The sequence below is a fragment of the Bacillus andreraoultii genome (assembly GCF_001244735.1).
GTDB lineage: Bacteria > Bacillota > Bacilli > Bacillales > Caldibacillaceae > Caldifermentibacillus > Caldifermentibacillus andreraoultii.
Genome location: NZ_LN868937.1, coordinates 1,918,078 through 1,941,956, shown reverse-complemented (window position 1 = coordinate 1,941,956; position 23,879 = coordinate 1,918,078). Strand labels below are relative to the sequence as shown.

The following is a 23,879-nucleotide window of genomic DNA, read 5'->3' as shown; positions in this document are numbered from 1 at the left end:
TACAATTAGTAAGTTATAGTTCTTTTTAGGATTCGCTGATCGGTGTGTTGCTCTTCTGTTATAATCTCTCTTTGTCTTTTTCTATTCGATAATTCAGAAACAATTTCCGAATCTATATCTTTTTTATTTTGTTTAGCTTCAGTAGACTCTCCTACTTGGTATCGTTCTTCCTTGCTCTTTTGTTCTTTTTTCAGAGAAGCCAATTTATTTCTGTTTGTTTTGTTTTTTTGTGCCTCTTTTTCTAAATATTCTTGATAAACTCTTATCGGGTCGTCATATTGAGTGAAATGTATTATCCTATTATTTTTCAATTTGTTTATGGCTTTCCTAGTTCGGAGATCATGGGGTGTTATCCCCCATTTACCAGTAGCGATTAAATTACCCAATTCACTTCCATCTTCTAAAAATGCTTTTATTACTCTTAAATCGTCAGTGTTGATTAACAAATTTAGTGTCTTATTGATTAGATGGGGTGAATGATTTAGCACTTCATTTGTATATCTGACTCCTTCATAAAAAATATATGGTCTTCTTCCATCCTTTTCGCTTCCATTCACTCTTCTTGTAACTTCTAAAGAAAAAAAGGACATTTCATTACGTCTTTCTTCGGGTAGCTGTAGTATGGTCATTCCTCTAGCCACTCTTTGTTCAAAAACCTCTAATGGGCTAAGATTATTATTACCTTCATGTGGAGTTCCGTTATATTCAGCAATTAGCACATCTGTTAGCTCTTCTAAGTGTTCCGCAGTTATTCTATATTTAACAGCATTTTCCTCAGAATTTTTTCTTTTTGGGTCTTGTGGATTACTTCCAGTAGTAGATGGTAATCTGTGAAATCCATTGTTCTCTAAAGTTCGAAAAAAACGTTCTATGATGGGTCTTCGAACTGGAACAGCAACTGGTCCCATATTTATAGAGCAATCAATTAAGTCAACAAGTTTTTCCTTTACAATTTTTGCAATATTAGCTTTCGCATTGTCATAGCAAAACTCATCCCATACTCCATAACTTGCTTCGGGAATAAAGTTTGTAGGGAAGTTTGCTTTTTCAGAATAATTTAATCCAACGATTGTAAGTGATTTTTTTTTCCAAGGGAAAATGGCATTCCTAATGCACATTAAAACATCGTGAGAGGAATATTCTTTATTTAGACAAAGATGATACCCTAATATTGCCCTCGTTGCGACATCGACAATTGAAAGTATCCAAATTCTATTCATTACCTCGACAACCTCATCACCCTCTGGTGTTTTAAAAATGATTGCAATCGAGGTATCTATTCTATGACCGTCAAATTCCACTCTTTCAAGGGGTCTAACGAACATTGGGTTGTTTTTATTTCCAATGCCTGTGTTTTTAGCAACCATAGCTGCCTGATCACCATTTCGTTTCGCTACTTCAACAAAGTGGGTTTTTGAAAGTTCTTTTACATACCGTTCAAGTGACTTTATTGCCAACGTCTTTGTATTAAAGGGATATTCATTCATTTTTATTCCTAAAACCCTGCACTCATTAATGAACTTCTTGTGTAAATTCCTTATATTGATAACTGGATCAATAATTTCATACTTACTATTCTTTCTATTTAGATACGAATCTATTATTAATTCCTTTAGAGTTGGGTAAGTATCGAGCAATAATCCGAAAGATCCTGTATAATTTTTGGATTCCTTCTCCTTATTATCTGGAAAGCTCTTTCTATTGTAGTCTTTTAATCTCTTATAGGGAATCAAGCCCCTATAGCCCATTACTTCACCCAATTTGTTTTTTTCTAAACATCTCTTAACAAATCTATGAATTTCATCTCTCCTTAATCCTGTTTCGGATTCTATATCTTTAACCTTCATTTCTGTAGAAATATATAAGTCAATAGCCTTTTTTCTTTTTAAGAATAAATTACGATGATCTGGTCCTAGACTATCAACTAATACTGTTGGCCAAAGCGAAGTATCTAGTAAATCTGGATTAATATTTAAATTTTCAATACTTCTTCTACTCATTTATCCACACCTCGGTATTAAGCCCGAAATAACTTTGGGATATGTTGGACTGTAGTTCCCCATTAATAATCATCCAGCCAATTGTTAAATAAAATCTATGGGTAACTATTTTTGAATGTTGTAACAGGGTTTGAAGAGACATTCTATGAGGTAAGTTTTCATTTACGATTTTTTGGACTTTATATTTTTCAATATCAGTGGGGGTATCATATTGTTTGATTGTTTTTAATATGAGTTTCAAATTAGATAGTAGTAACCTATTTTCTCGAATTTCAATCTCAGTTTGGACTAGATGTTCGTATCCATTTTCGTCACACCAAGCCCTTTGAACAGCGATTTGATCAATTATATTAGCTTTATTAAGTTCTGTAGAATATTTAATTTCTCTAAATTCTTGTTTACCATCTGCATACTTAATATATATATCGAAGATTGAACTTTTGGCTTTACCATTAATATAGCTAGTTACTTTTAGAGGTTGTTCGCAAAAATCAACAATATTTGGATCGGATTCTATAAGCAACCAATGCTCATACTCCAAATCACTAAACAAATAGACCCTCCTTTTTAATTTCGGGCTATATGAATGCCATCTATTGTTTCCAAATCGCTTACTTCCCTCAGTTATTACTGGGGTGTACATATTCCCATCGCCTCCAGAATTAACTCACTTTTTTTGCATGTATCATTATAATGGTTTTTGATATACTTTAATGAATTTTCATAAAGTACAAACTTTTTTGTCTCTATTATAAAATGTACATAGTTTCTTGTCCATAAATAAAGACAAAAAAATATGTACAAAATCAAAAGTATGTATTGTAAAATCAATATTATACCTTCAATTTGTTGTACAAACTTTTTTGTCCTTTTACAATAATCTCCCAGTTTATAATATTACATCAGAAACTATTTCAATCACAACAAAGTGATAACTCCAGATTATCTAAACGGTTGGAAAATTTATATTTTCCTATTAGCCAAAAAGTGCATCAATCCTTTTTGAATCAACGCACACTTAAGTGAAAAATAATTATATTATCATTTAACTTCAATTGTAATAAATCACCCAACTAGGAAAATGTTCTTTCATTCATTTAATCACCACCATCAACTTCAATAAGTTCGTATTCAGAGAATCGTTCATTATTTATTAGTTATTTTCAGGTTCTAATTTCATCATTGCGCCAAAATATTGTGAAGCGGTAGTAAAAGAAATGAATGCACATAATTCACTTATTTCTTCTTCAGTGAAATAGTCTTTCAAAATATCAAAACTTGAATCAGCGATATCACTCTTTTGCATTAAAAAGACTTCTGCAAATCCTACTGCAATGGATGTTTTTTCATCAAAATTAACCGGATCTGGTTTTCCTTTGGCCTTACAATACTCACACCCGTTTTTTTGAGCTAATGTTCTTCTTACTTGTTCTTTTAATTGAGAAGTTAGTCGTCCGTCTTTTTCTAACACATCTCCTAACTGATTCCATCCTTTCATTACCTCTTGATTATGCCCCAACAGTTTTTGAAAAGGTGATTCCCCAAAATTAGATTCAGCAATTCTTGCCATATAAATTCCTCCTTGTTATATTTAATTGTGAGTTAATTATAATTAAAAAAACAATGAATTCCCATTAAATTTGCAAATATTTTCAAATGTTTTTTTTTGAGAAATTAACAATTATAGGAGGAAAACGTTAAAAAATGAAAATAGATGATATTGACAAAAAAATCATAGATGAACTGAATCATAACAGTCGTTTATCAATGAGTGAACTTGGGAGAAGGGTGAATCTGTCCTCACCATCAGTAACAGAACGGGTAAGACAAATGGAGTCATTTGGAATTATAAAAAAATATACTTTGGAAGTTGATTATGAGAAATTAGGTTTACCAATCCAGTGCATAATTGAAGCAACCGTTAAAAATGGTGACTATAAATCTTTTAAGAGTTTTATAGAACAACTTCCAAACGTAGAATTTTGTTATCGAATAGCAGGAAGTGCTTGTTATATGATTAAAATGCAGTTTGAAACTTTCAGGTATGCAGAAAAATTCATTGATGAAGTAAGTCCAATTGCACTAACTATAACACATTTTATATTTTCACAAGTTCCAACAAATATGAACTTTAATATGGACTAAAAAGTTTTAGTCATGCGTTTTTAAATGAAAGACAGTTTAAGTAAACCACAATTAAAAGTAATTGGAGTTTTCAAACCTATTTTCCCTCACAATATATTTCTTTTTCCAATGAAACGCTACAACCTTCTATTACTATTAATCAGGTGAAATTTAATCGCGGCATTCATGAAATCGTGTAATCAATCATATGATGAATTGTACAAATGAACATTAGGAGAGGTTTAATATGATTGTTGCACATTTTTTAGAAAGAAAAATTGTTGTATTAAGTCAATTGCGGGACGAATTACCTCACGTTGGTGATCGTATTAAAATTAAAGGGCGTAAAGGAAAGGTATTGAATGTGTTACAAACAAAATCTAACCTCGCTCAAATTGAAGTTGAATTTGAAAAAGTAGTAAAACCAAGCGTTTCAACGAGAGAATTTAAAAAGAAACGGTAAGATAAAGACCTGATACTGTTCCTTTTAACAGATCAGGTCTTTTTAGATGAAAAAAGTTCACAGATATACTTTTCTATTCCAATATCTTTCCAGCAACCTTTCTCTTATGTTCAAATGTTGCTGCAAAAAAATATGAATATTGGGTCAAGCTCACTTTTTATTACTTCAACTGATTCTTTCGTATTAGTATCTAAACCAAGTCCGCCAAGAAGTTCACGATTGAATGTTCCTACTGTTAACAAATCGTTAAACCTTCCTTTGTGACCCCGTTTTGTTAAATTGCTTTTCACCGATCTAACTACTACAGATTATCTTATTTTTCCCATGAAGTTACAGCTAGATAGTAGATCATCCTATTCTATTTATTTTGCAAATGAATATGACTCATATCCCCCATTTTCTCATCTTTACCGTCCCATGAAACAATTGTAAGGCTCGTTCCATGGATGAAGGGTCCTTCCCAAAATTTTTCAAGTGAAATATTAAAACAAATTGACAAAACGGCTCGAACGGTTACTGCATGTGTGACGATTAGTACGTTTCCCGCCTTTTCTTCTATTTTTAGCAGTTCTGTTTTTACACGTCGATTAAGTGATTATAATGATTCTCCGTTATGATCCTTATGATTATCATTGTACGGGCTCTTCCAAAAATTCCCATATTGTTGTATTGTTGAATACTATGTAATTCAATGTCTTCCTTCGTTTTCCCTTCCCAATTTCCAAAATTCAGTTCTTTTAAATTCTCTTTAATCTTAATTGGAATATCTCTATTCATCCGAATCAATTTCGCTGTTTCAACTGCTCGCCCACTCGGACTTGAATAAATCGTTTGAAAAGAAATATCGACTATACTAATCCTAAGAATTTTTGCATAATGAATGCCCTTCGCTGTTAACGGGGAATCTTTCCAACCTTGTAAGCGCCCTTGTACATTCTATTCTGTCTCACCGTGTCTAGTTATATATACTCGTAACATGAACTTCCCTACTTTCTTCAATCTATAGATAGAAATATAGAGCTATGTAAAGGAGAATACTAGACTATACCCAGATTCTCCGTTTATCCTTTGATATATTTGGAAATGGAAACAATTTCGCTCGATTTCCGTTCACTTGTTCTTTTGATTCCCCTATTTTATTTTCTGTTTTTAAATAATGATTCAACTTACGAATTGCAGCATGTAATCCTTCTTCGGTCAATTCTCCTTTTGCGTACATACCGCAAAGAATGGCATAGGCTATTGACTTTGTTTCGATTTCTACTATAATGCTGACATCAACATCAGAATTCCCACTATCTTGTACAACAGCTTGGAGTTCGCTTTCTTGTAATCCCATACAATCATCCTTTCGCTCCAATATAACAATAACTTTTCACTTAGTAAGTATTTATAAGGAGGCGATAACATATCTTACACCGTGAAAATGTTTAGAAATGCATGATTGCTACCTACCGAAGTTTTTCCATATACGTTGAGAGTATATATTCCATTGACGAATTAACTCTCCGCTGATAAGACGGGTGCCGCAAACGGATAGATAGACACCCATCTACATATGAATCTTTAAAATCAGAAATTATTTAATTTCGGAACTATTCTTGTCTATGACCTTTGCCTTGATCTTGATCTGCATCAGCTTCTGATTTTGATCGAACTCTAGCATTTGAATCACTATCAATTTTTATATCTATATAGACTTTAGAATTTCCGCTATTCGAAACCTGGGCGGTATTGTTATTGTTATTGTTATTTTTATCTTTCAATTTCACATCGTTATCATTGTCTACAGTATTATCAAATATATTTTTCATGTCTTCCTCCTGTTTGTTTTTATTATGATTTGTACTCGTATGAAGTACATCCATATTTTCCCTTTCTTCACTCATATGTGTTTCCTCCTTTATATACTTTACTGTAGTATATTCAACTTTTAGAAAAGCGTATGGACAAACATATAAATTCAACTAGTTTTTTACACATTTCTATAAAGAAACTCAGGGCTCAAGCTTACCGAGAGAAAAAACCGATCCGGGGCAAGGCTACCAAAGCCTTTCTTAGCTAATAGGAAAGTATAAACCTAAAAATGATTCTTTCCTCATGACAACAGAAAACACCCGATAATCGATAAAATTCGGGTGTTTTTCATTTCGTTTACATGTTTATTTTTTTATGTTTATATTTGTCTTACGTTTCTCTTCTATATACATGCCTTCTAGGGACGTCCGATTTGTCTTACTTTGATCATCGCCTACACTTGGTGCCATATTCGACATTGGTAGTTGTTCCAGTTCTTTTCCTCTTGGCATGAGATCCCCCACCTCCTTCTAATTAGTGTTTACATTTGGCGGGAAATCATCAATATGAAATGTGTGTTTTCGTGTATTTATGTGTATTTTTTATTTTCGCTTGAACGAAAAGTTTTCGCTAAAAAATTGACGTTGGCCTTCAGTTAAAGATTAAATAAAAAGTTTATTGACAAGTTTATTTATGAAATGAAAACCGGTAGAAGCAATTATATTAATCGTCATGTAAAGGAAAAACAAATAATTATTAAATTCATTCCCGAAGATAGTCGTAAAAATGAAGGCAAGAATAATACTTCCAAATAAATAAAAAATCCCCTTTATTTGCGAAGGGACTCTTACATCTATGACTGAATTTAATCGAACTGATATTGGTAAATACCAAATAATAAAAAGCGGGAGTAAATAGGTAAAAATCCCCCAGACCCCATCGAAAAAGTGCAAAACAAATCTTTGTCTACTCCCTTCGTGTGGAAGAAAATGAAGGGACCGAACGAATACACTAACGAACGCACATGTAATAATGACAGTGGATAATTTTAGCAAATAATAAAACAGCTTACTATTCATTCGAATCAAGACCTTTTCCTTATAAGAAGCGTTTTCTTATCGCTGGTGTCGGAACAGGACATGTTTCATTTTTACCAAACCATTTGTACCGGTTTCTTGCAATTATTCGATAAATAGAGTCACGAATTCCTTTTGGAACAACGAGGAATAAATATCCAAATCTCCAAAATCCATTTAATTCTTTGCAAATTCGGAGAGCAGCTTCTGACATTGTGTAATACGTATCACCATCAATAAAAATAAGACTATCTATATTTGTTGGTATACTGTAATTTTCCAGCAATTTTTTACCCACTTCACTTTGAAGGGATGCAAATGAAAAAATAGCCTTTTTATCGTGTTAAATAATAAATTGAACACTGTTATTACAAAAATGGCAAACACCATCAAACAATATAATTTTATTCAACCTTACTTCCCCTCCCGCTTCTTACTTCAATCTTCTTATTATTTTATTCTTCATCTAAGTATATTATCAAGATACGAAACAACAATAATTTATATTCACACATCTTTTTTCGTCGGTGCCTTTTCTGTAAAGACTTCCTCAACTTCTTTTGCTAATTGTGAAAACAGTTCCTCTCCATCAAGTTTTTCACGTAAACAACGGACAATTCCACGATAATACCATGCTTGCTTGTCACGCCCTCGATTGAAACGATTCCATACCTTTTCTCCTTCGATTTCTAACTCCCTACGGATAGATCTAATATTATGAAGTTTATCAGCACAAACGACTAGACATACTTCATATGATTCATTCGGTAAATGATCAAGTGTAGCCTGCTTGCGTTCTTCCCAACTTAATTGTTTATTTTCTTCAGAAGCACCTCTTACAATGTGTGCAATGGTTTCGCCAAACGCTAACTTAATTTCATCTAATGTAAGTTCTGTATCTTCTACTGTATCATGCAAAATCCCCGCTGCTACAATTATATCAGAATATCCATGTTGTAGTAACAGAATTCCAACAGAAAAGGGATGGATGATATACGGAAGTTTTGATGTTTTTCGGTATTGATGATCATGTGCCTTTGCAGCTATTTCAATTGCTTTTTCAACAATGGACATATCGATTCTCCTTTAACTTAAAATGGATAGATGATTGGAATGACAAGGATCATTACAACGAACATAATAAACATTAACGGGATACCGACTTTAAAGAAATCCATAAAGGTATAATCTCCCGCTGCCATGACTAACGCATTTGTTGGTGAAGAAAAAGGTGTAGCAAATGACATACAAGCAGCAGTTGCGACAGCCATCATAAATGGATAAGGACTCACTCCGATATTTAAGGCTGCATTCATAGCAATCGGTGCAAATAAAACTGTTGTTGCCGTGTTGCTAACAAATTGACCAAAAATAGTTGTCACAAGATAAATTCCCGCTAAAATTCCAACGGGCCCGAATTGTCCAAGAACATGGACAATCCCTTCTGAAATTAACGTCATTCCTCCTGTTTTTTCGAGCGCAGTCCCCCATGGGAGCATTGCACCAATTAATACGACGGTATTCCAATTAATTTGACCATAAGCATCATCCATGTTTCGTAAACTTCCGGTTAAAATCATGAGAACCGCCGCAATTAATACAGATATAACAGTTGGAAATACATCAAAAATCATAAGTAATATCATAAGTAGTAATATCGAAGCAGCAATAGGGGCTTTCCCATTTGCAGTTGCTTGAGAAGCAAATTCTTTTGGCGTACCAACGACAACAACATCACTTGTATCTTTAGATAAAAATTCTATTTCTTCCCATGTTCCTTGGACTAAAAGCGCATCCCCAAACCGGAGTTGTACATCGGAAATATCCTCTGAAATAAATGATCCTCTTCGGTTAACACCAATTATATTTAAGTTATACTTCTCACGGAAACCAGAATCGGATACTTTTTTATTTATTAAATTTGATCCTGTATTAAGTAGAACTTCAACAAGTCCAATTGTTTTTGAAACAAATATTTCATTTTCATTATGTGGCTCAATTTCTAAGTTATAATCGACTGTGAATTTTGCCACTTGTTCAGGTGAGCCCTGGACATACAAAATGTCATTAGCAAGAATTTCACTTTCTGGTCCAGCCATCTCTTGTAATGTACTTTGTAAAAGATGGATACCTTCCCCTTGATTTCTTTCAATTTTTAATACAACAAGGTGATATTTTGATGTTAGTTTAAGTTCGTATAACTTTTTATGTATTATTGGTGAATTTTCTAAAACCTTTATTCGATGTAACACTTGATGTAAATGGTATTGTTTTATTAATTTAGCTGGAGAACTTGTTTGATTATTTGCGACTTTTTTACTATCTTCATTAGGTAATAACGTATTTCGAACGAGCAATAAATAGCCAATGCCGATGATAAACGAAATAATCCCTAATGGTGTAATGCTGAAAAAACCAAGCTTTTTAAAACCATGGTCAACTAATGTTTGACTAACAAGAAGATTGGTAGGTGTTGAAATTAATGTCATAAATCCAGATAAGTTCGCTGCAAATGCAAGAGGTATTAAAAACTTCGATGCACTTACTTTCATTCTTAAGGCTATTGAAATGACAACTGGCAGCATTATGGCAACAGTTCCCGTATTACTAATAAAAGATCCAACAATAGCGACAACAATGAGTAGGTAAATAAATAACTTTGTTTCACTGTTATTTGCGTATTGTAAAATGATTTGACTTCCTTTTTGTGCAAGCCCTGTACGAAGAATTCCCCCACCAACGACAAAAAGACCGGCCATCATAATGACTGTCGAATTTGAAAAACCGGACAATGCTTCTTCCGGATCGAGAATACCAAAAATAGTTAAAGCTAATAACGATAATATGGCAACTAAATCAGCACGAATCCGACCATTAATGAAAAGTATTACTGTTACTAATAAAATAATGAATGTGATTGAAAGTTCCATCGTTTGCATCCTTTTCCTGTTTATTTCGTAATTATTGTATCAAATTTCACAAGAAAAATCATAAAAAAGGGGAAATCTAGTTCGCACTAACGCTTTAAGATTTCCTTTTTATATTGATTGTACACCACTACTCCACAAGGAATGCCCACCAATATACTAGGAAGCAAACTCCATAGAAAAAATCCCCATTGCCCAGTAACTAATGAAAGGATGAGAAAGAAAAGTGGAATAAGGATACAGCTATAAATGAATGAAAAGATTCCATACTTTAAATTTTTACTCAATGTAATTCCCTCCTGAATAAATAATCAAAATTATCTATATTCATTTTGATATAAAACTTTCTAGTTTCCTCAAACATTCAAGACCATCCTTTTTTTGTATCCCTGATATTGGTTCAAATGATCACTTCCTTCATTTAAGCTTCTTTAACTGTTCTCGGAGGAATTGATTTCGATTTTCTATAAATTGTAAAATTACTTCTGGTTCTCTTTTAAACAAACGGTAGGAATTTTTCTTATAGGGGTCTTGCATTACATAAGGTTCGAGTTGATGATAGAGGTTGAAAATTTGTGGTGCTAAGAAACTTGTTGTAAAAATGGTGTTTAAAATTTCTTTAAGCATGGTACGGTATTGCTCTCGGAATTCGCTCACATCAAGAATACGAGCGGTGAGTGTATTATATCCCTCTATTGGAACATAATCATACTCCATCACTTTCCCATCCCAATCTCTTCCCCAAGTCGCATCGTAATCCCAAGGGATGATTTCAAATAAACCAGTTTCTTTATTTTGATATAGTGCATAATTCTGGATAAAACCATCAAAATTTTGAGTGCAAACAATTCCACAAAGCCACAGTAAATAATTTTTCACGTCGACATATTTTATTATTTCCTTCCCAAATTCTGCTCTTGGTAATGTATTAATTTTTATTATAAACTGCTCTAAAGCTTGAAAATCTGTTTCCTTCCCTTCCTTCAATTCATATCCAGATAAGAGTGATTTTTTCGGCTCATTATCAGCGGTAAAAAGTGAAAAGTTTGCCTGATTTGATGTTGCGTAAAAAATTGCTCCATCAGGCTTTCTGCGATTGTATAAAAAATTCTTATCAACGGATTCAAGCTGTAAATAAATGCCTCTTGGTTTCCCATTTATTTCAACAAAGATATGTTGTGATCCGGGAGCTAAAGCGTTAATCAGTTTAAAAAAATCTTGTGAAAGCTTGTTGCGAATGAGAGAAGGATCACGATATTCTGCATTTAAATGAATCTCATTTCCATTAAAATTGTCATTAAATTCATTGAATATCACGCGATAAGATTTCTTTTCAAATGTTCTTGTATGATTACCACGATAAGTGATGCCACAATCATAAAAGATATCTTTTATTTTTATTTTTGCTGGTACTGATCTCTCACTCCAAATATTATTTTGAAGTCTTTTAATATGTCTTGGTTTAATAACTATATTTATTTTGGGGATTTCCTCTATCATTGTTTTTCAGTCCTTTTCTCTTTTGTTACTTATATTTTATGAATGATTAGAATTAATTGATATTAAATGAGAGGAAAATGGACAAGAGTTTAGGCAGGTAGAAGAGAAGAACATATAATATAGTACCTTACTAGGTTAAGGAAGAATTCGTTAAGGAGGTTTTCTTATTGAGTAATACAAATGTATTAACCTTAATTAAAGAAGCTGAAACACTTGGATTAGAACCATTTTTGACTCAAACGATTTTTTTATCTAAAGGTTCAGGAAAAGGCACAGGGCAACATCATGGTACTAGACGCCGAGGTACTAGCCATCGGGGAACGAATCGACGTGGAACTGGATACCGTAGTTCGGGACGGGGACGGTGTGGGACGAATCGCCATGGTACTGGGTGTCGGAGGGCAAGACGGCGCGGAATGAATTGCCGCAGTACTGGGCGTCGGGGGGCAAGACGGCGCGGAACGAATTGCCGCAGTACTGGGCGTCGGGGGTCGAGGCGACGTGGAACGAATTGCCGCAGTACAGGACGTCGGGGGTCGAGACGGCGCGGAACGAATTGCCGCAATACAGGACGTCGGGGGGCAAGACGGCGCGGAACGAATCAACGTGGTACAGGACATCATCGTACGGATTGTAGAAGCTAACAATAAAAATCATTTTAATATCAGAACAGAGGGAAGAATACGAATATTCTTCCCTTCATGCTTTATTCCGATTTTTTAAGGAAAATAAATCGTTTGTACATGATTCATGTTTAAATAGGCTTTATTCATTCTAGCTTTAATGATTTCAATTTGTCCATTTTCTATACTACTTAATTTACCAATTTTATTTTCATGATCGCCAAAATTAATGACAACTAGTTTCCCAATGAACTTCTTTAATTGTTCTTCAAATGTTCGAGATAAGGGTTGATTAAGCTGTGTCACAGGAAATTCTTCTTTATTTAACCCATAAGGAGTTTCAGAAATATTATAAGGAACTAACCATTTTAAATGGCGTAAAGAAATATAGATAGTTTTATAAACAGGACTATAGAAAACGAAATAATCATTCATGATACTAGTAATATAGCCTTGAATCGGATATTTTCCAACTACATAAATTTCGCAAAAAATCCCTTTGGCTGCTGTTACGATTTTTCTAAGTGATATGGAAGAAAGATCGTCTTGAATTGGTGGCATATAGTTTGGTTCCGCTATCTCTGTTTCAATGTTTTTCACGACCCGATAATGATTAACATGATAGACTGAAATATAAACAAAATCTTCTCCATCATAAATAACAACAATATCATTTCCAGCATCGACAAGCCGACCGGTAAAAGAATTCTCACCATTTAGTTTAAAATACATATTTTTACCAATAAACTGTTTAAAATCATTCATTCTTATCCTCCTTTCCTTCTACACTAAAGTAAGGATAAAATAGAAGGCTCTTGATCGTAACCTAGAGCCAAAACAATCGAATTATTTAAATGTCCATTATATTTTACTTAGAATGTTCGGACAGCAGGCGACCTACACTCATTCGCAAGTCGTTTTGTATTTTTTGATCATATCTTTTAATATGCGAATAATAGAAAGAAGTTTTGAGAAGCTTCAAGCTAGTTTTTATGGTTCGAGTAAATTTCTCCATTATTAATAAGGATATGTGCTTTTTTCTTTCGATGTTGTTGACCATTCTTATTTTTATTCTCTTTTCCTTGGTGCTGTGAATTCTTGTCTTCACTTTTATAAGTGTTTTTATGCCCTTCACTTTTTTGCTCATTTTTATTCTCTTTATCATTTTTATTATTTTTTACTGCTTCTCCGATACTTTTAATATGGTAGATAAAAACATAAAAAACTTCCCCGTTATTTATGATGATTACTCGATCATCATGGACCTCACTGAGAAACCCTTCAATCGAATGTTTTTTGTTACCGTTTAAATATACCCATTTATGACGAAATGCTTTTAATACATCTTTAAACCCAGTTACTTTTTCTACTTCAAAGTTTAAATCATAATCATTCATATTATTTGAATGATTTTGTTGTTTAGAAACTCCTTTAATGTGTTTAAGCTGATAGTAGACAATGCCATTCTCTGTTAGAAGTGCAAGGTGTTCATTACCTACTCCTAATAAAACCCCTTGGTTACTATCCGGTCCGTTCCCGTTGATAGTCACATACTGATTCATTAGCGACGCATAATTATTATGATGATCTGTATGATTATTTTCTTTTTGTCTTCCATTCATATTTGATCTTTGGTCAATCATTATTAAATTCCTCCTATCCTTTGTAAGAAAAACTTATTTTTTGTCATTATTATTTTGCTGGACTGAAAAATCAATCATTCGTACATGATATAAAGGAATTTGAACATATTCGTTCTCTGAAACGATGTTAACAAAGTCATCGTCTACACTTTCAATAATTCCTTGTACTTTATTTGGGCCTCCTGAGCTAACGGTACAATATTTGTATCTAGATTTTCGTAACAATTCATTGAAAGTATCCGCCTCATAAATTTCAAAATCATACTCGGAATCATTGTCTTGGTTTTTATTATCATTGTTATGAAAGAAGTTTTCTGATATTGTTTTTATGTGATTTAGACGAATATATTGGGCACCATCATCTGAGAGTACGACTAAATAATCCTCTTTTACATCGTACAACTCTCCAGACACTGCATCAGGGCCTTTCTTTTTATTATTTTTATTTTTTTTGTTGCTACTACTTCCATTTATATTTAAATCTCTGCCTACTAAACTCTTCAGAAATTCAGAATTTGCCATCATCTAATTTCTCCTTTCAACTTTTTCTAATACTTTTGTACTTGCAGTATATGTGTCATATGGAGATGCAACTAAACAATTAACCTGATCAATAAAAAATATGTTTCTGCCTAAGAGTTAGTAGAATAGGATTGTCCCCTAAATGACAATCATTTTATTTAAATTTGGATATTTTTTAGGTAATCATACGATTATAGTACACTACGAAAAATGAATGCTACCCAGAAATATAAAAGAACTAATGTGAAAAGTGTTGCTGCGGGTATAACACTAATTGTAATTTGGATATATTTCCACCAACTAAGTTTTATTCCGCCTTTACGTATAATGTGCATCCACATTAATGTGGCAAGTGTACCTATTGGAAGAAGTAATGAACCAATATCACTTCCAATTACATTAGCTAAATAAGCAACCTTTAACGTAAATGTATCCAAATCCATATGAGTTAATGTTAATGTACCTATCATTAATGCAGGATGATTATTAAAGAGATTGGAAAGTAAAGAAATAAGCCCTCCCATTAAGACACTTGCAAAAAGAAGGTTACCAGAAACGATTGGTTCCATAAACTGTATGAGCCAATTTGTTAAGCCAATATTATTTAACGAGTAAATCACGACATACATACTGAAGGCAAAAACAATAATATACCACGGTGTTTTCTTCAACATATCGGTTGGTGGAATTTTTAAATGTTTCCACCTCCAACTGAGTAGAATTAGTGAGCCAAGAACAGCCATAACAGAAATAGGAATGTTTAAAAAAGAAGCGATAAAAAGACTTAAACGAACGGAGAGTACGAATAATAATACGTTTCTCATAAACTTAGTACGTTCTTTTTCTGAAGCATAGTCGATAAGTAGTGGTTTCAGTGGATGATAAGAGGGCGATGTCAGACCAGAAACATTTGTCGGAATAACTCGTGGCAAATCCTTTTTAAAATAAAGGTACAGTAACCATGATAATAGTAGTAAACCGGTAGTCGCCGGTACAAACATCATAGCGGTATGCATATACAGATCCATATCCACAATTTTCAATGCAATTAAGTTCACGATATTACTAACACCGATTGGGGCACTAGATGCTGTTGCAATTAATGCACCTGATAGTAAATAAGGGATTTTTTGATACATCTTAAGTCCCATATTATTTAAAAGCATGACGAGAATAGGTGTTGTAATTAAAATGCTTCCATCATTGTTAAAAAACAGTGTCATGAGAAAACTTAGGAGATTGACATACCAGAATAGTCGAATGCCAGAACCATTTGCTTTTTCAGCAAGTTTTTCTGCAACCCAGTGAAAAAAGCCAAAACTTTCTAGAACAATGGCCATAACAATTGTAGCCATAATCGTAATTGCTGCCCCGCTAATAGTATCTAATATGATACCAAGGTCTGCGAAGGTAACACTACCACAAAGTAGTACAATTATTGCACCGACTGTTGCTGGTATTGCCTCATTCATCCCCCTCGGTCTCCAAAGTATAAAGGTTAACGTACCTAGAAAAGTAAAGATTGTTAACCAAGTAATGATATTCATATTTATTGATACTCCTTTCTACATAAATTACCAGTCATTTCATGTATTTTCTCATACTATTTACACCCTTCCTCATTTATCCTTGCCCTCCATCTGTCTCTTTTGTTATTTTGTATTATATCTATATGTACCTCTATTAAGACATGCCTTAGATTAATAGCCTTAATTTTTATAAATCCACGATAATCTATCATCTTTTGTCGTGATATGATATAAGTACCGTCATGATAGATGCCCAATAATTTTATTTCATGAAATGTTGGAGATAGAAAAATTAACAGAAAAAAGGCACATAAATCATATGATTCATGCGCCATCCTTTTATTATTCAAGTTTTGAAATCTTTATTTACAGTTATCAAAAGTTAACCTTTTGATCCTAAGTCTTTATACCATTCTCTCAATGTTCGTTTTAATAGCTTTCCACTAGGATTTTTTGGTAATTCTGTGGCAAATTCAATAAATTTAGGAACTTTGAATTTTGATAGGTTTTTATGACAAAATTTGAGAACTTGCTCTTTTGTTAAATTTGCACCTTCTTTTGGTACGATGATAGCCGTCACCGCCTCAATCCAATATGGATCAGGTATACTAATCACAGCTACTTCGGAAACCCCATCTAATTGATAAATTGCTTCCTCTACTTCACGACTCGATACATTTACACCACCGGTTTTGATCATATCCTTTTTTCGGTCGACAATCGTAATATAGCCATCCTCATCCATGACACCTAGGTCTCCACTATGGAACCAACCATTGCGGAATGCTTCAGCTGTTTTTTCCGAATCATATAAATAGCCAAGCATCGCATGTGGTGTACGATGAACAATTTCACCAATCACCCCACGAGGTACCTCTTGATCATGTTCATCAACGATTTTCGTTTGAACATGTAAGCTTGGTTTTCCTGCCGAACCTAATTTTCGCATTTGGTCTTCCGGTTTTAGAACGGTTGCAAGTGGAGCAACTTCAGTTTGACCGTAAAAATTAAAGAATCGTGCTTGAGGCAAGCGCCGAGACAACTCTTTTAAAACTTCCATTGGCATAATCGCCGCACCATAATAACAATTTTTTAATGTAGATAAGTCTCTTTTCCCAAAATCTGTATGGCGTAAAAGAGCAATCCATACCGTTGGTGGGCAAAATAATTGTGTAACTTTTTCTTTTTCAACGGTTTCTAAAATATCCACTGGTTTCGCACCATCAAGAATAATCCCACTCGATCCTAAGTATATGCTCGGACCTAGAAAACAATGGAGCTGAGCACTATGGTATAAAGGTAAAGCGTGAATACAAACATCATCCTCAGACATTTCTCCATTAACAATACAACTCACATATTCACTTACAAGACTTTTATGCGTTAACATGACTCCCTTTGGACGGGATTCCGTTCCACTCGTATATAAAACGTGTGCGAGAGATTCATCATCAAGTTCAGCCTCAACTAATTCAGTTGGTTGCTCCGCGCAAACAGCAGCTAACGATTTCCATTTCCCAAGTGTATTTGGGAGGGGGTTCGTACTTTTGTATTCCATTAAATAACGGAATTGAATCGGTAATTTATCTGCTGCTTTATCGAGTAATGGTGCATACTCTTTTGCTGCAAGGAAACCTTTCACACTAGCATGATTCAATATGTACGCAACGTCTTGGGTCGAAAGCATATAATTCAATGGAATCATAACCGCTCCAATTCGAGCTAAAGCAAAATTTACAATGACAAAATCCAAACTGTTTTTTGACATGACAGCAATCATATCACCTTGATCCATTCCATCTTTAAGAAAGCCATGCGCTGTTTGGTTCACAAGATCATCAAGTTCACGATAAGTTAATCGCGTTTCTTTGTAGGCGATTGCGAATTTATTAGGCAATCTTTCCCTCGTTCTTGTAAGCAAATCTCCTAACGTATTCCTCCTTACTCGTTGTAGAACTTTCGTAAAATCCTCATGTGACGTTGTCTTCAATACGAACCCCTCCCTAATTTCTAAATTAACAGAATATTTACAAGTTTATTTTAATAAAGATGGCTACAAATAGCAATGTTGAATTATGTCTAGTTTTGTATGTCCCATGCGTTGTTTCTTTTCCCTTTATCATTTTTTAATAGTTCAATAAAAACTTCTAGTGCTTTCGTAATATAGGCAGCTTTTTTATAAACGATGGAAAACTTTCTTTTAAATGGTGTTCCTTTCATTGGAAGTGTCTTTAATAAGCTTAGTTTTTCCTCTTTACGAAAAGTCCATTGTGACAGTAGTGTAATTCCTAAACCTGCTTCAACGGATTCTTTGATTAACTGGGTGCTCCCAAATACCATGAAATTTTCAGGGGAAATCGATAACTGTTTAAATAATTTCTCTGTAGCTTCTCTTGTCCCTGAACCCTCTTCTCTAATAATCCACGTTTCTTTTTCTAAATCGGTAAATTCTACTTCTTCCCTCCGATTGGCCAACGGATGATTTGCAGATGTGACAATATACATCGCATCATCTGCAAATGTTTCAATTTGTAATTGAGAGTCATTGTACCATCCTTCAATGATACCAATGTCAAGCTGATTTTTACTTACAAGTTCAGCAACTTCCTTCGTATTTCCAATCGTTATCGTGGGACTAATATCTGGATAAGCTTCATGTAATTTTGCAATTAAATTAGGTAATACATATTCACCATAAGAATAGCTAGCTCCAATTTTTAATGGCCCTTTTGGCTGTTTCGATAAATCATCTAATAAATTTTCAATTTTTATATATAAGCTCAAGATTTCTTTTGCATGATAATATACAATTTCACCAGGCTTATTTAAGCGAACAAACTTGTTACTTCTTTCTAATAATTTCATTCCATAATTCCGTTCGATGCTTTGTACATACTGACTTACCGCTGGCTGAGTCATATGAAGTTTTTCTGCTGCTTTTGTAAAATTACCTAATTCAGCCACCGTCACAAATACAAGTAATTGTTGATCCATTTTAGTTCTCCTTTGCATAAAAATTACTTATCACTCTTATTATATATATTTATTTTACTTATAGTTAGTATTGCAGTATGGTTAAAAGGTGAAATTTGGGAGAGGGACGTGGAAAATCATGAATACAGTAGAAAAGGATCGGTTTAAACCTGAATTAAAGGAAAAGCAAAATCAAAAAGGAAGATTTTTTTTGCTTGGTGGTGTCACTTTTACCTTTATCATTGCTTTAATTGGTTATTTTATTGCGAAGTTACCAATTTTTAACCACATTGGTCAAATGGCTACTGCAATTTTAATCGCGATACTTTATCGCCAAATATTCGGTTACCCAACAGTGATTCAAAAAGGAATAACGTTTTCGTCAAAAAAATTATTGCGCCTTGCGATTATTTTATACGGGTTGAAATTGAACATCGATATTATTTTACATGATGGAATCGGGCTTGTTTTTCGTGACGCCGGTGTTATTATATTTTCGATCTTTGGAACATTATATCTAGCCAAAATGTTAAAGGCAGATAAGGAAATTTCATTGTTAGCAGGGATTGGTACGGGTGTGTGTGGCGCTGCAGCAATTGCCGCCGTTGCACCGATTATTCAGGCAAAAGATGAGGATACAGCTATTGGAGTAGCAATGATTGCTCTCGTAGGTACTTTGTTTTCTATTATTTATACAATCTTACGTCCCATATTACCGTTAACAGATGTACAATACGGCATTTGGTCTGGAATGACATTACATGAATTAGCCCATGTCGCCTTGGCAGCAGATCCTGCCGGTAGTGATGCAACAGCGATGGCACTTCTAGCAAAATTAGGTCGCGTCTTTTTACTCGTTCCTCTTTGTTTTATATTGATTTATATTGTTAACAAGAAGAAGCAAACGAATACAAATGAACATACAAAAATCGACTTTCCTTGGTTTTTACTTGGTTTTATTCTAATGAGTTTATTAGGTAGTTATGTACTTGGTCATTCGATTCCAATAAGTGATCGATTTATGTCTGGTGTAGCAACATTTACGGCATGGTGTTTAACCGCGGCGATGGTTGGGCTAGGATTAAATATTAGCTTACATGATCTTCGTACAAAAGCAATACGGCCGCTTGTTGCAATGGTTACCATTTCAATTTTATTAAGTGTGATTAGCTTTTTTGTTGTTCAAATAGAATGAAAAAATCCTACAACGTACTAGTATATAAAAGAGTGCAAGGGAAAAAGCATCCTTGCACTCTTTTCTTCTTACACCATTACTTTACACATATCATTTGTGAAGGCAACTGGATCTTCAATTGGTAAACCTTCAATTAATAACGCTTGATTATAAAGAAGTTTTGTAAACAGCTCAAGTTTTTCTTTATCATTTTCAAAAGCGTGTTGAAGGGATTTAAACACGTCGTGATGTGTATTAATTTCAAGTACCTTTTCCGCTTTCACTTGTTGACCGTTTGGCATCGCGTTCAATACTTTTTCCATTTCAATCGTCACTTCACCTTCTGTTGATAGACAAACAGGGTGTGTTTTTAAACGTTTCGATACTTTTACCTTTTTCACTTTGTCACCAAGAACACCAGCCATATATTCGAACAATTCTTTGTACTCTTTTTCTTCTGCTTCTGTTTCTTTTTGATCTTCTGGAGAATCAATCCCTAAATCACTATCAGATACAGATTTAAATTCCTTTTCTTTATAGTTCATTAACATTTTCACAGCGAATTCATCTATATCTTCAGTGAAGTAAAGAATTTCATACCCTTTATCAGCGACAAGTTCTGTTTGTGGTAATTTATCAATCCGATCAATGGAGTCTCCTGTTGCATAGTAAATATATTTTTGTTCCTCAGGCATACGTTCAACATATTCGGCAAGAGTGACTAATTTTTTCTCTTTAGAAGAGTAGAATAAAAGTAAATCTTGCAAAACTTCCTTTTCAGAACCAAAGTTATTATATACACCAAATTTTAGTTGACGTCCAAAGGCTTCATAAAACTTTTCAAAATTCTCTCTATCATTTTTTAATAGATTTTCTAGTTCCCGTTTAATTTTATTTTTAATATTCTTTGCAATGACTTTTAATTGGCGGTCATGTTGTAACATTTCACGGGAGATGTTTAATGATAAGTCTTCTGAATCGACCATCCCTTTCACAAAACTAAAGTAATCTGGGAGTAAGTCGGCACATTTATTCATAATTAACACGCCATTAGAGTACAATTCTAAGCCTTTTTCATACTCAGGTGTGTAAAAATCGTACGGTGCCCGTTCTGGGATATATAAAATCGCATTATAGCGAACCGTTCCGTCAACACTAATATGAATATGTTTTAACGGTTGATCGAAGCCATATCGCTTTTCATTATAAAAGTTAAGATAATCTTCATCAGTTAACTCACTTTTATTTTTCTTCCAGATTGGTACCATACTATTAATTGTTTCTTCTTCTTTATAATCTACATACTCATTACTATCGTCATCTTTCGGCTTGGAATGTGTTACTTCCATTTTGATTGGATAGCGAATAAAGTCGGAGTATTTTTTTATCACTTCTTTTAAACGCCATTCATCCAAAAATTCGTCGTACGATTCGTCTTCAGTGTTCTCTTTTAGTTTTAAAATGATTTCCGTTCCGACTTCAGCTTTTTCAGTTGACTCAATTGTATAGCCATCGGCGCCATGAGATTCCCATTTATACGCTTCCGTTGCACCGAGTGCTTTACTAATTACTGTTACAACGTCAGCAACCATAAATGCAGCGTAAAAGCCGACACCAAATTGACCGATTATATCAAAGCCATCTTTAATCTCATTTTCTTGTTTAAACGCAAGCGAACCACTTTTTGCAATTGTACCTAAGTTTGCTTCTAATTCTTCTTTTGTCATTCCAATTCCAGTATCGATAATCGCTAAGGTACGTTCTTCTTTATTTGGGACAATACGTATGTAATAGTTGTCTTTATCGAATGTAAGTGAATCATCTGTTAATGCTTTATAGTAAATTTTATCAATGGCATCACTTGCATTAGAAATTAATTCCCGTAAAAATACCTCTTTTTTTGTATAAATGGAGTTAATCATCATGTCTAATAGTCGTTTTGATTCCGCTTGGAACTGTTTTATCTCCATTCTTTTTTCTCCTTTCATTGCTAAAATGAATATCGTCCTTCTTATTTTAGCACTCTTACACTCTAAGTGCTAACTAACATTAATTAAATATCATAGAATCGGTTTTCTGTCAATATATTTTAAGCATCTACACTTTTCACCAAATAATCATAGAGATGGTTGTGAACTGTTACAGTTTTCTTATATATAAAATGTTGTCGCTCGTATAATTTTCGTGCCTTCTCATTATTTTGTTCAACTAGCAGGGAAGCTGTCTTATAACCTTTTTCTTTTCCTTTTTTTACCGAAGCACGTAAAAGTTCTGTTCCAATTTTTTGCCCACGGTAAGCCCGATTCACACTTAATGTATCGATATAAAAATCAGTCTCATCCGCTTCCTTATCTATCATTGGTACAATTCCTTTTTTGTTCTTAATATATTCTTTGATTGCTTGATCCAAAAAATAAGCATCTTTCCCAGGATAAGATATTGATATTCCCACAACTTTCCCATCAAGTTCTTCTACTAAGCAGTTTTCGTAACTAATTCGATTTCCTTCTCTAATAAATAAATGTTCTAATTCCGTTAACACAGCAGTTTGCTCTGTTTCTCCTGTTAGTGTATGAGCTATATCTAAAATTGCCTCATACATTAAGATTGCTGCCTCTTTCTTATCTTCTTTTTTTGCTTGACGTATCATTCTTTTCTTCCTTTCCATAAGTAAAGCGAAATACTTGTTCTATTTTTTCCTCTGGCTGATAAACACGTTCCATATACTGGACTTCAGAATCAGACAGGAGCATGACCGTAGAACTACGGGTTCCATAGTCCGTCCCTTTTATAAATAAAGGAGATAACATCCGTTCCATCTTCAATGATACACCTGTACTTGGTAATTGATTATCTGGATAGGACTGACTATTTTTTAGTATAGCAAACAAATCATGAACGATTTTATCATTACTTTTATCAATAACTTGTGCTAGTTCTTTTTTTCCAACCTCAACTTTTGGCCACGGTGTATTTAAAAGATGATTGCTAAGGCCGTAAACGCCAGGTTCTAACTCTTGGATTTTCCCTTCCCGATTTGAAAAATAGTAGAGTCTATTTCGGTCTCCTGCGATTAAATTAAACCCAGGATACCTGTCTTTTTCTTGGCTCACTATTTTAAAATAGGCATCCAAATCACCTGAATAGGTTAATGCATTTTTTACGAGTTCGCCACGTGTCTGCTTCCCTACGACATGTTCAAAAGGATCACGATAGTTTGTTAATGCGGCAAAACGTCCAGATGTTGTAACCCCCATCCAAGTTCCCAGTTTTTCTAAGTCTCTACCAGCTAAGATAGATGGTTCATCCTCCCAATAATGAACCAATGAAGTTGGCCTTTTGAAAAACTCATCTCGATTAGCAGCTACGATTAAAGGATATTTTGAGTGTGTTTTATAGGCAAATAAAATTAAACACATTTTCTTACGCCTCCTTTCATGGAGCTTACTAAATTCTTCCAGCCACATTTCGTTTCGCTTATAGAAGTAAGGGGACTTCTACTAAATAAACTTAAAAATGGATCGTCAT

At 33.8% G+C, this 23,879-nt stretch carries 25 protein-coding genes and 2 pseudogenes; 4 read left to right on the top strand and 23 right to left on the bottom strand.

The window, feature by feature from the left end; translation table 11 throughout:
• Positions 1–5: 5 nt before the first annotated feature.
• The 3 genes from BN2144_RS14405 to BN2144_RS14395 form a co-directional block, all read right to left on the bottom strand.
• Positions 6–2,000, bottom strand: coding sequence for a hypothetical protein (locus BN2144_RS14405; protein WP_033828927.1), 1,995 nt, complete (start codon positions 1,998–2,000; stop codon positions 6–8).
• Complete coding sequence (locus BN2144_RS14400) at positions 1,993–2,553, bottom strand: Tn7 transposase TnsA N-terminal domain-containing protein (protein WP_230199752.1); 561 nt, start codon at positions 2,551–2,553, stop codon at positions 1,993–1,995. The genes BN2144_RS14405 and BN2144_RS14400 overlap by 8 nt, the downstream gene beginning before the upstream one ends.
• A gap of 600 nt (positions 2,554–3,153) precedes the next feature.
• Entirely contained in the window at positions 3,154–3,570 is a 417-nt protein-coding gene (locus BN2144_RS14395; protein WP_033828925.1) for a carboxymuconolactone decarboxylase family protein, read from the bottom strand.
• 134 nt (positions 3,571–3,704) lie between these two features.
• Here BN2144_RS14395 and BN2144_RS14390 point away from each other — a divergent pair, with 134 nt between their 5' ends.
• Together BN2144_RS14390 and BN2144_RS14385 are read left to right on the top strand one after the other, a co-directional pair.
• Positions 3,705–4,145, top strand: a complete 441-nt coding sequence (locus tag BN2144_RS14390) for an Lrp/AsnC family transcriptional regulator (RefSeq protein ID WP_033828924.1) — start codon at positions 3,705–3,707, stop codon at positions 4,143–4,145.
• 226 nt (positions 4,146–4,371) lie between these two features.
• Positions 4,372–4,587 (top strand): hypothetical protein, encoded by a 216-nt coding sequence (locus BN2144_RS14385; RefSeq protein ID WP_033828923.1) that lies wholly within the window; start codon positions 4,372–4,374, stop codon positions 4,585–4,587.
• A gap of 110 nt (positions 4,588–4,697) precedes the next feature.
• On the opposite strand, the gene BN2144_RS19720 is transcribed toward BN2144_RS14385, so the two are convergent.
• The 11 genes and pseudogenes from BN2144_RS19720 to BN2144_RS14345 all read right to left on the bottom strand — a co-directional run bounded on the left by BN2144_RS19720 (position 4,698) and on the right by BN2144_RS14345 (position 11,887).
• Positions 4,698–4,877 carry a hypothetical protein gene (locus BN2144_RS19720; protein WP_139017897.1) on the bottom strand — a complete coding sequence of 60 codons (180 nt, stop codon included), beginning with the start codon at positions 4,875–4,877 and terminating at the stop codon, positions 4,698–4,700.
• Positions 4,878–4,945: 68 nt separating this feature from the next.
• A complete protein-coding gene (locus BN2144_RS21025) occupies positions 4,946–5,119 on the bottom strand; it encodes a histidine phosphatase family protein (protein WP_407638073.1) in 174 nt (57 codons plus the stop codon).
• 44 nt (positions 5,120–5,163) lie between these two features.
• Positions 5,164–5,511: pseudogene (locus tag BN2144_RS20640) on the bottom strand (histidine phosphatase family protein); the annotation flags it as partial.
• Positions 5,512–5,629: 118 nt separating this feature from the next.
• Positions 5,630–5,926, bottom strand: a complete 297-nt coding sequence (locus BN2144_RS14375) for a hypothetical protein (protein ID WP_033828921.1) — start codon at positions 5,924–5,926, stop codon at positions 5,630–5,632.
• A gap of 256 nt (positions 5,927–6,182) precedes the next feature.
• Entirely contained in the window at positions 6,183–6,476 is a 294-nt protein-coding gene (locus BN2144_RS14370; RefSeq protein ID WP_033828920.1) for a hypothetical protein, read from the bottom strand.
• A 273-nt stretch (positions 6,477–6,749) separates the two neighbouring features.
• Complete coding sequence (locus BN2144_RS20130) at positions 6,750–6,896, bottom strand: hypothetical protein (protein WP_187367017.1); 147 nt, start codon at positions 6,894–6,896, stop codon at positions 6,750–6,752.
• A 586-nt stretch (positions 6,897–7,482) separates the two neighbouring features.
• Positions 7,483–7,872: pseudogene (locus BN2144_RS14365) on the bottom strand (thiol-disulfide oxidoreductase DCC family protein).
• Between the two features lie 95 nt (positions 7,873–7,967).
• Positions 7,968–8,534 (bottom strand): HD domain-containing protein, encoded by a 567-nt coding sequence (locus BN2144_RS14360; protein ID WP_033828919.1) that lies wholly within the window; start codon positions 8,532–8,534, stop codon positions 7,968–7,970.
• 17 nt (positions 8,535–8,551) lie between these two features.
• Complete coding sequence (locus BN2144_RS14355; protein WP_033828918.1) at positions 8,552–10,390, bottom strand: SLC13 family permease; 1,839 nt, start codon at positions 10,388–10,390, stop codon at positions 8,552–8,554.
• A gap of 86 nt (positions 10,391–10,476) precedes the next feature.
• Positions 10,477–10,674 carry a hypothetical protein gene (locus BN2144_RS14350; protein WP_033828917.1) on the bottom strand — a complete coding sequence of 66 codons (198 nt, stop codon included), beginning with the start codon at positions 10,672–10,674 and terminating at the stop codon, positions 10,477–10,479.
• 130 nt (positions 10,675–10,804) lie between these two features.
• Positions 10,805–11,887, bottom strand: a complete 1,083-nt coding sequence (locus BN2144_RS14345) for a CotH kinase family protein (protein ID WP_033828916.1) — start codon at positions 11,885–11,887, stop codon at positions 10,805–10,807.
• Between the two features lie 167 nt (positions 11,888–12,054).
• Between BN2144_RS14345 and BN2144_RS19715 the strand changes: the two genes are divergently transcribed.
• Positions 12,055–12,531 carry a hypothetical protein gene (locus BN2144_RS19715; protein WP_033828915.1) on the top strand — a complete coding sequence of 159 codons (477 nt, stop codon included), beginning with the start codon at positions 12,055–12,057 and terminating at the stop codon, positions 12,529–12,531.
• A gap of 75 nt (positions 12,532–12,606) precedes the next feature.
• Here the strand turns inward: BN2144_RS19715 and BN2144_RS14335 are convergent, their stop codons facing one another.
• The 6 genes from BN2144_RS14335 to BN2144_RS14305 form a co-directional block, all read right to left on the bottom strand.
• Positions 12,607–13,275, bottom strand: a complete 669-nt coding sequence (locus tag BN2144_RS14335) for a hypothetical protein (RefSeq protein WP_033828914.1) — start codon at positions 13,273–13,275, stop codon at positions 12,607–12,609.
• Positions 13,276–13,493: 218 nt separating this feature from the next.
• A complete protein-coding gene (locus BN2144_RS14330; RefSeq protein WP_050632329.1) occupies positions 13,494–14,153 on the bottom strand; it encodes a hypothetical protein in 660 nt (219 codons plus the stop codon).
• A gap of 33 nt (positions 14,154–14,186) precedes the next feature.
• Positions 14,187–14,675, bottom strand: coding sequence for a hypothetical protein (locus BN2144_RS14325; protein WP_139017896.1), 489 nt, complete (start codon positions 14,673–14,675; stop codon positions 14,187–14,189).
• 191 nt (positions 14,676–14,866) lie between these two features.
• Positions 14,867–16,222, bottom strand: coding sequence for an arsenic transporter (locus tag BN2144_RS14320; protein ID WP_033828912.1), 1,356 nt, complete (start codon positions 16,220–16,222; stop codon positions 14,867–14,869).
• A 364-nt stretch (positions 16,223–16,586) separates the two neighbouring features.
• Positions 16,587–18,194 (bottom strand): acyl-CoA synthetase, encoded by a 1,608-nt coding sequence (locus BN2144_RS14310; RefSeq protein ID WP_033828910.1) that lies wholly within the window; start codon positions 18,192–18,194, stop codon positions 16,587–16,589.
• An 89-nt stretch (positions 18,195–18,283) separates the two neighbouring features.
• Entirely contained in the window at positions 18,284–19,198 is a 915-nt protein-coding gene (locus BN2144_RS14305; protein WP_033828909.1) for a LysR family transcriptional regulator, read from the bottom strand.
• Between the two features lie 118 nt (positions 19,199–19,316).
• On the opposite strand from BN2144_RS14305, the gene BN2144_RS14300 reads away from it, so the two are divergent.
• Positions 19,317–20,372 (top strand): YeiH family protein, encoded by a 1,056-nt coding sequence (locus BN2144_RS14300; protein ID WP_033828908.1) that lies wholly within the window; start codon positions 19,317–19,319, stop codon positions 20,370–20,372.
• A gap of 68 nt (positions 20,373–20,440) precedes the next feature.
• On the opposite strand, the gene htpG is transcribed toward BN2144_RS14300, so the two are convergent.
• From htpG to BN2144_RS14285, 3 genes are all read right to left on the bottom strand, one after another.
• Entirely contained in the window at positions 20,441–22,321 is a 1,881-nt protein-coding gene (htpG, locus tag BN2144_RS14295) for a molecular chaperone HtpG (protein WP_033828907.1), read from the bottom strand.
• A gap of 119 nt (positions 22,322–22,440) precedes the next feature.
• The gene (locus BN2144_RS14290) at positions 22,441–23,001 is read right to left on the bottom strand and encodes a GNAT family N-acetyltransferase (protein WP_033828906.1); all 561 of its coding nucleotides are present in this window, start codon (positions 22,999–23,001) and stop codon (positions 22,441–22,443) included.
• Positions 22,973–23,770, bottom strand: a complete 798-nt coding sequence (locus tag BN2144_RS14285) for an NRDE family protein (protein WP_042337984.1) — start codon at positions 23,768–23,770, stop codon at positions 22,973–22,975. Before BN2144_RS14285 ends, BN2144_RS14290 begins: the two co-directional genes overlap by 29 nt.
• Positions 23,771–23,879 lie beyond the last annotated feature (109 nt).

What these genes read in the sequence shown, in the direction of transcription:
- BN2144_RS14405 (WP_033828927.1), bottom strand. Translation starts at nt 2,000, where the DNA reads ATGAGTAGAAGAAGTATTGAAAATTTAAATATTAATCCAGATTTACTA.
- BN2144_RS14395 (WP_033828925.1), bottom strand. Translation starts at nt 3,570, where the DNA reads ATGGCAAGAATTGCTGAATCTAATTTTGGGGAATCACCTTTTCAAAAA.
- BN2144_RS14390 (WP_033828924.1), top strand. Translation starts at nt 3,705, where the DNA reads ATGAAAATAGATGATATTGACAAAAAAATCATAGATGAACTGAATCAT.
- BN2144_RS14385 (WP_033828923.1), top strand. Translation starts at nt 4,372, where the DNA reads ATGATTGTTGCACATTTTTTAGAAAGAAAAATTGTTGTATTAAGTCAA.
- BN2144_RS14375 (WP_033828921.1), bottom strand. Translation starts at nt 5,926, where the DNA reads ATGGGATTACAAGAAAGCGAACTCCAAGCTGTTGTACAAGATAGTGGG.
- BN2144_RS14370 (WP_033828920.1), bottom strand. Translation starts at nt 6,476, where the DNA reads ATGAGTGAAGAAAGGGAAAATATGGATGTACTTCATACGAGTACAAAT.
- BN2144_RS20130 (WP_187367017.1), bottom strand. Translation starts at nt 6,896, where the DNA reads ATGCCAAGAGGAAAAGAACTGGAACAACTACCAATGTCGAATATGGCA.
- BN2144_RS14360 (WP_033828919.1), bottom strand. Translation starts at nt 8,534, where the DNA reads ATGTCCATTGTTGAAAAAGCAATTGAAATAGCTGCAAAGGCACATGAT.
- BN2144_RS14355 (WP_033828918.1), bottom strand. Translation starts at nt 10,390, where the DNA reads ATGGAACTTTCAATCACATTCATTATTTTATTAGTAACAGTAATACTT.
- BN2144_RS14345 (WP_033828916.1), bottom strand. Translation starts at nt 11,887, where the DNA reads ATGATAGAGGAAATCCCCAAAATAAATATAGTTATTAAACCAAGACAT.
- BN2144_RS14335 (WP_033828914.1), bottom strand. Translation starts at nt 13,275, where the DNA reads ATGAATGATTTTAAACAGTTTATTGGTAAAAATATGTATTTTAAACTA.
- BN2144_RS14330 (WP_050632329.1), bottom strand. Translation starts at nt 14,153, where the DNA reads ATGATTGACCAAAGATCAAATATGAATGGAAGACAAAAAGAAAATAAT.
- BN2144_RS14325 (WP_139017896.1), bottom strand. Translation starts at nt 14,675, where the DNA reads ATGGCAAATTCTGAATTTCTGAAGAGTTTAGTAGGCAGAGATTTAAAT.
- BN2144_RS14320 (WP_033828912.1), bottom strand. Translation starts at nt 16,222, where the DNA reads ATGAATATCATTACTTGGTTAACAATCTTTACTTTTCTAGGTACGTTA.
- BN2144_RS14305 (WP_033828909.1), bottom strand. Translation starts at nt 19,198, where the DNA reads ATGGATCAACAATTACTTGTATTTGTGACGGTGGCTGAATTAGGTAAT.
- BN2144_RS14300 (WP_033828908.1), top strand. Translation starts at nt 19,317, where the DNA reads ATGAATACAGTAGAAAAGGATCGGTTTAAACCTGAATTAAAGGAAAAG.
- htpG (WP_033828907.1), bottom strand. Translation starts at nt 22,321, where the DNA reads ATGGAGATAAAACAGTTCCAAGCGGAATCAAAACGACTATTAGACATG.
- BN2144_RS14290 (WP_033828906.1), bottom strand. Translation starts at nt 23,001, where the DNA reads ATGATACGTCAAGCAAAAAAAGAAGATAAGAAAGAGGCAGCAATCTTA.
- BN2144_RS14285 (WP_042337984.1), bottom strand. Translation starts at nt 23,770, where the DNA reads ATGTGTTTAATTTTATTTGCCTATAAAACACACTCAAAATATCCTTTA.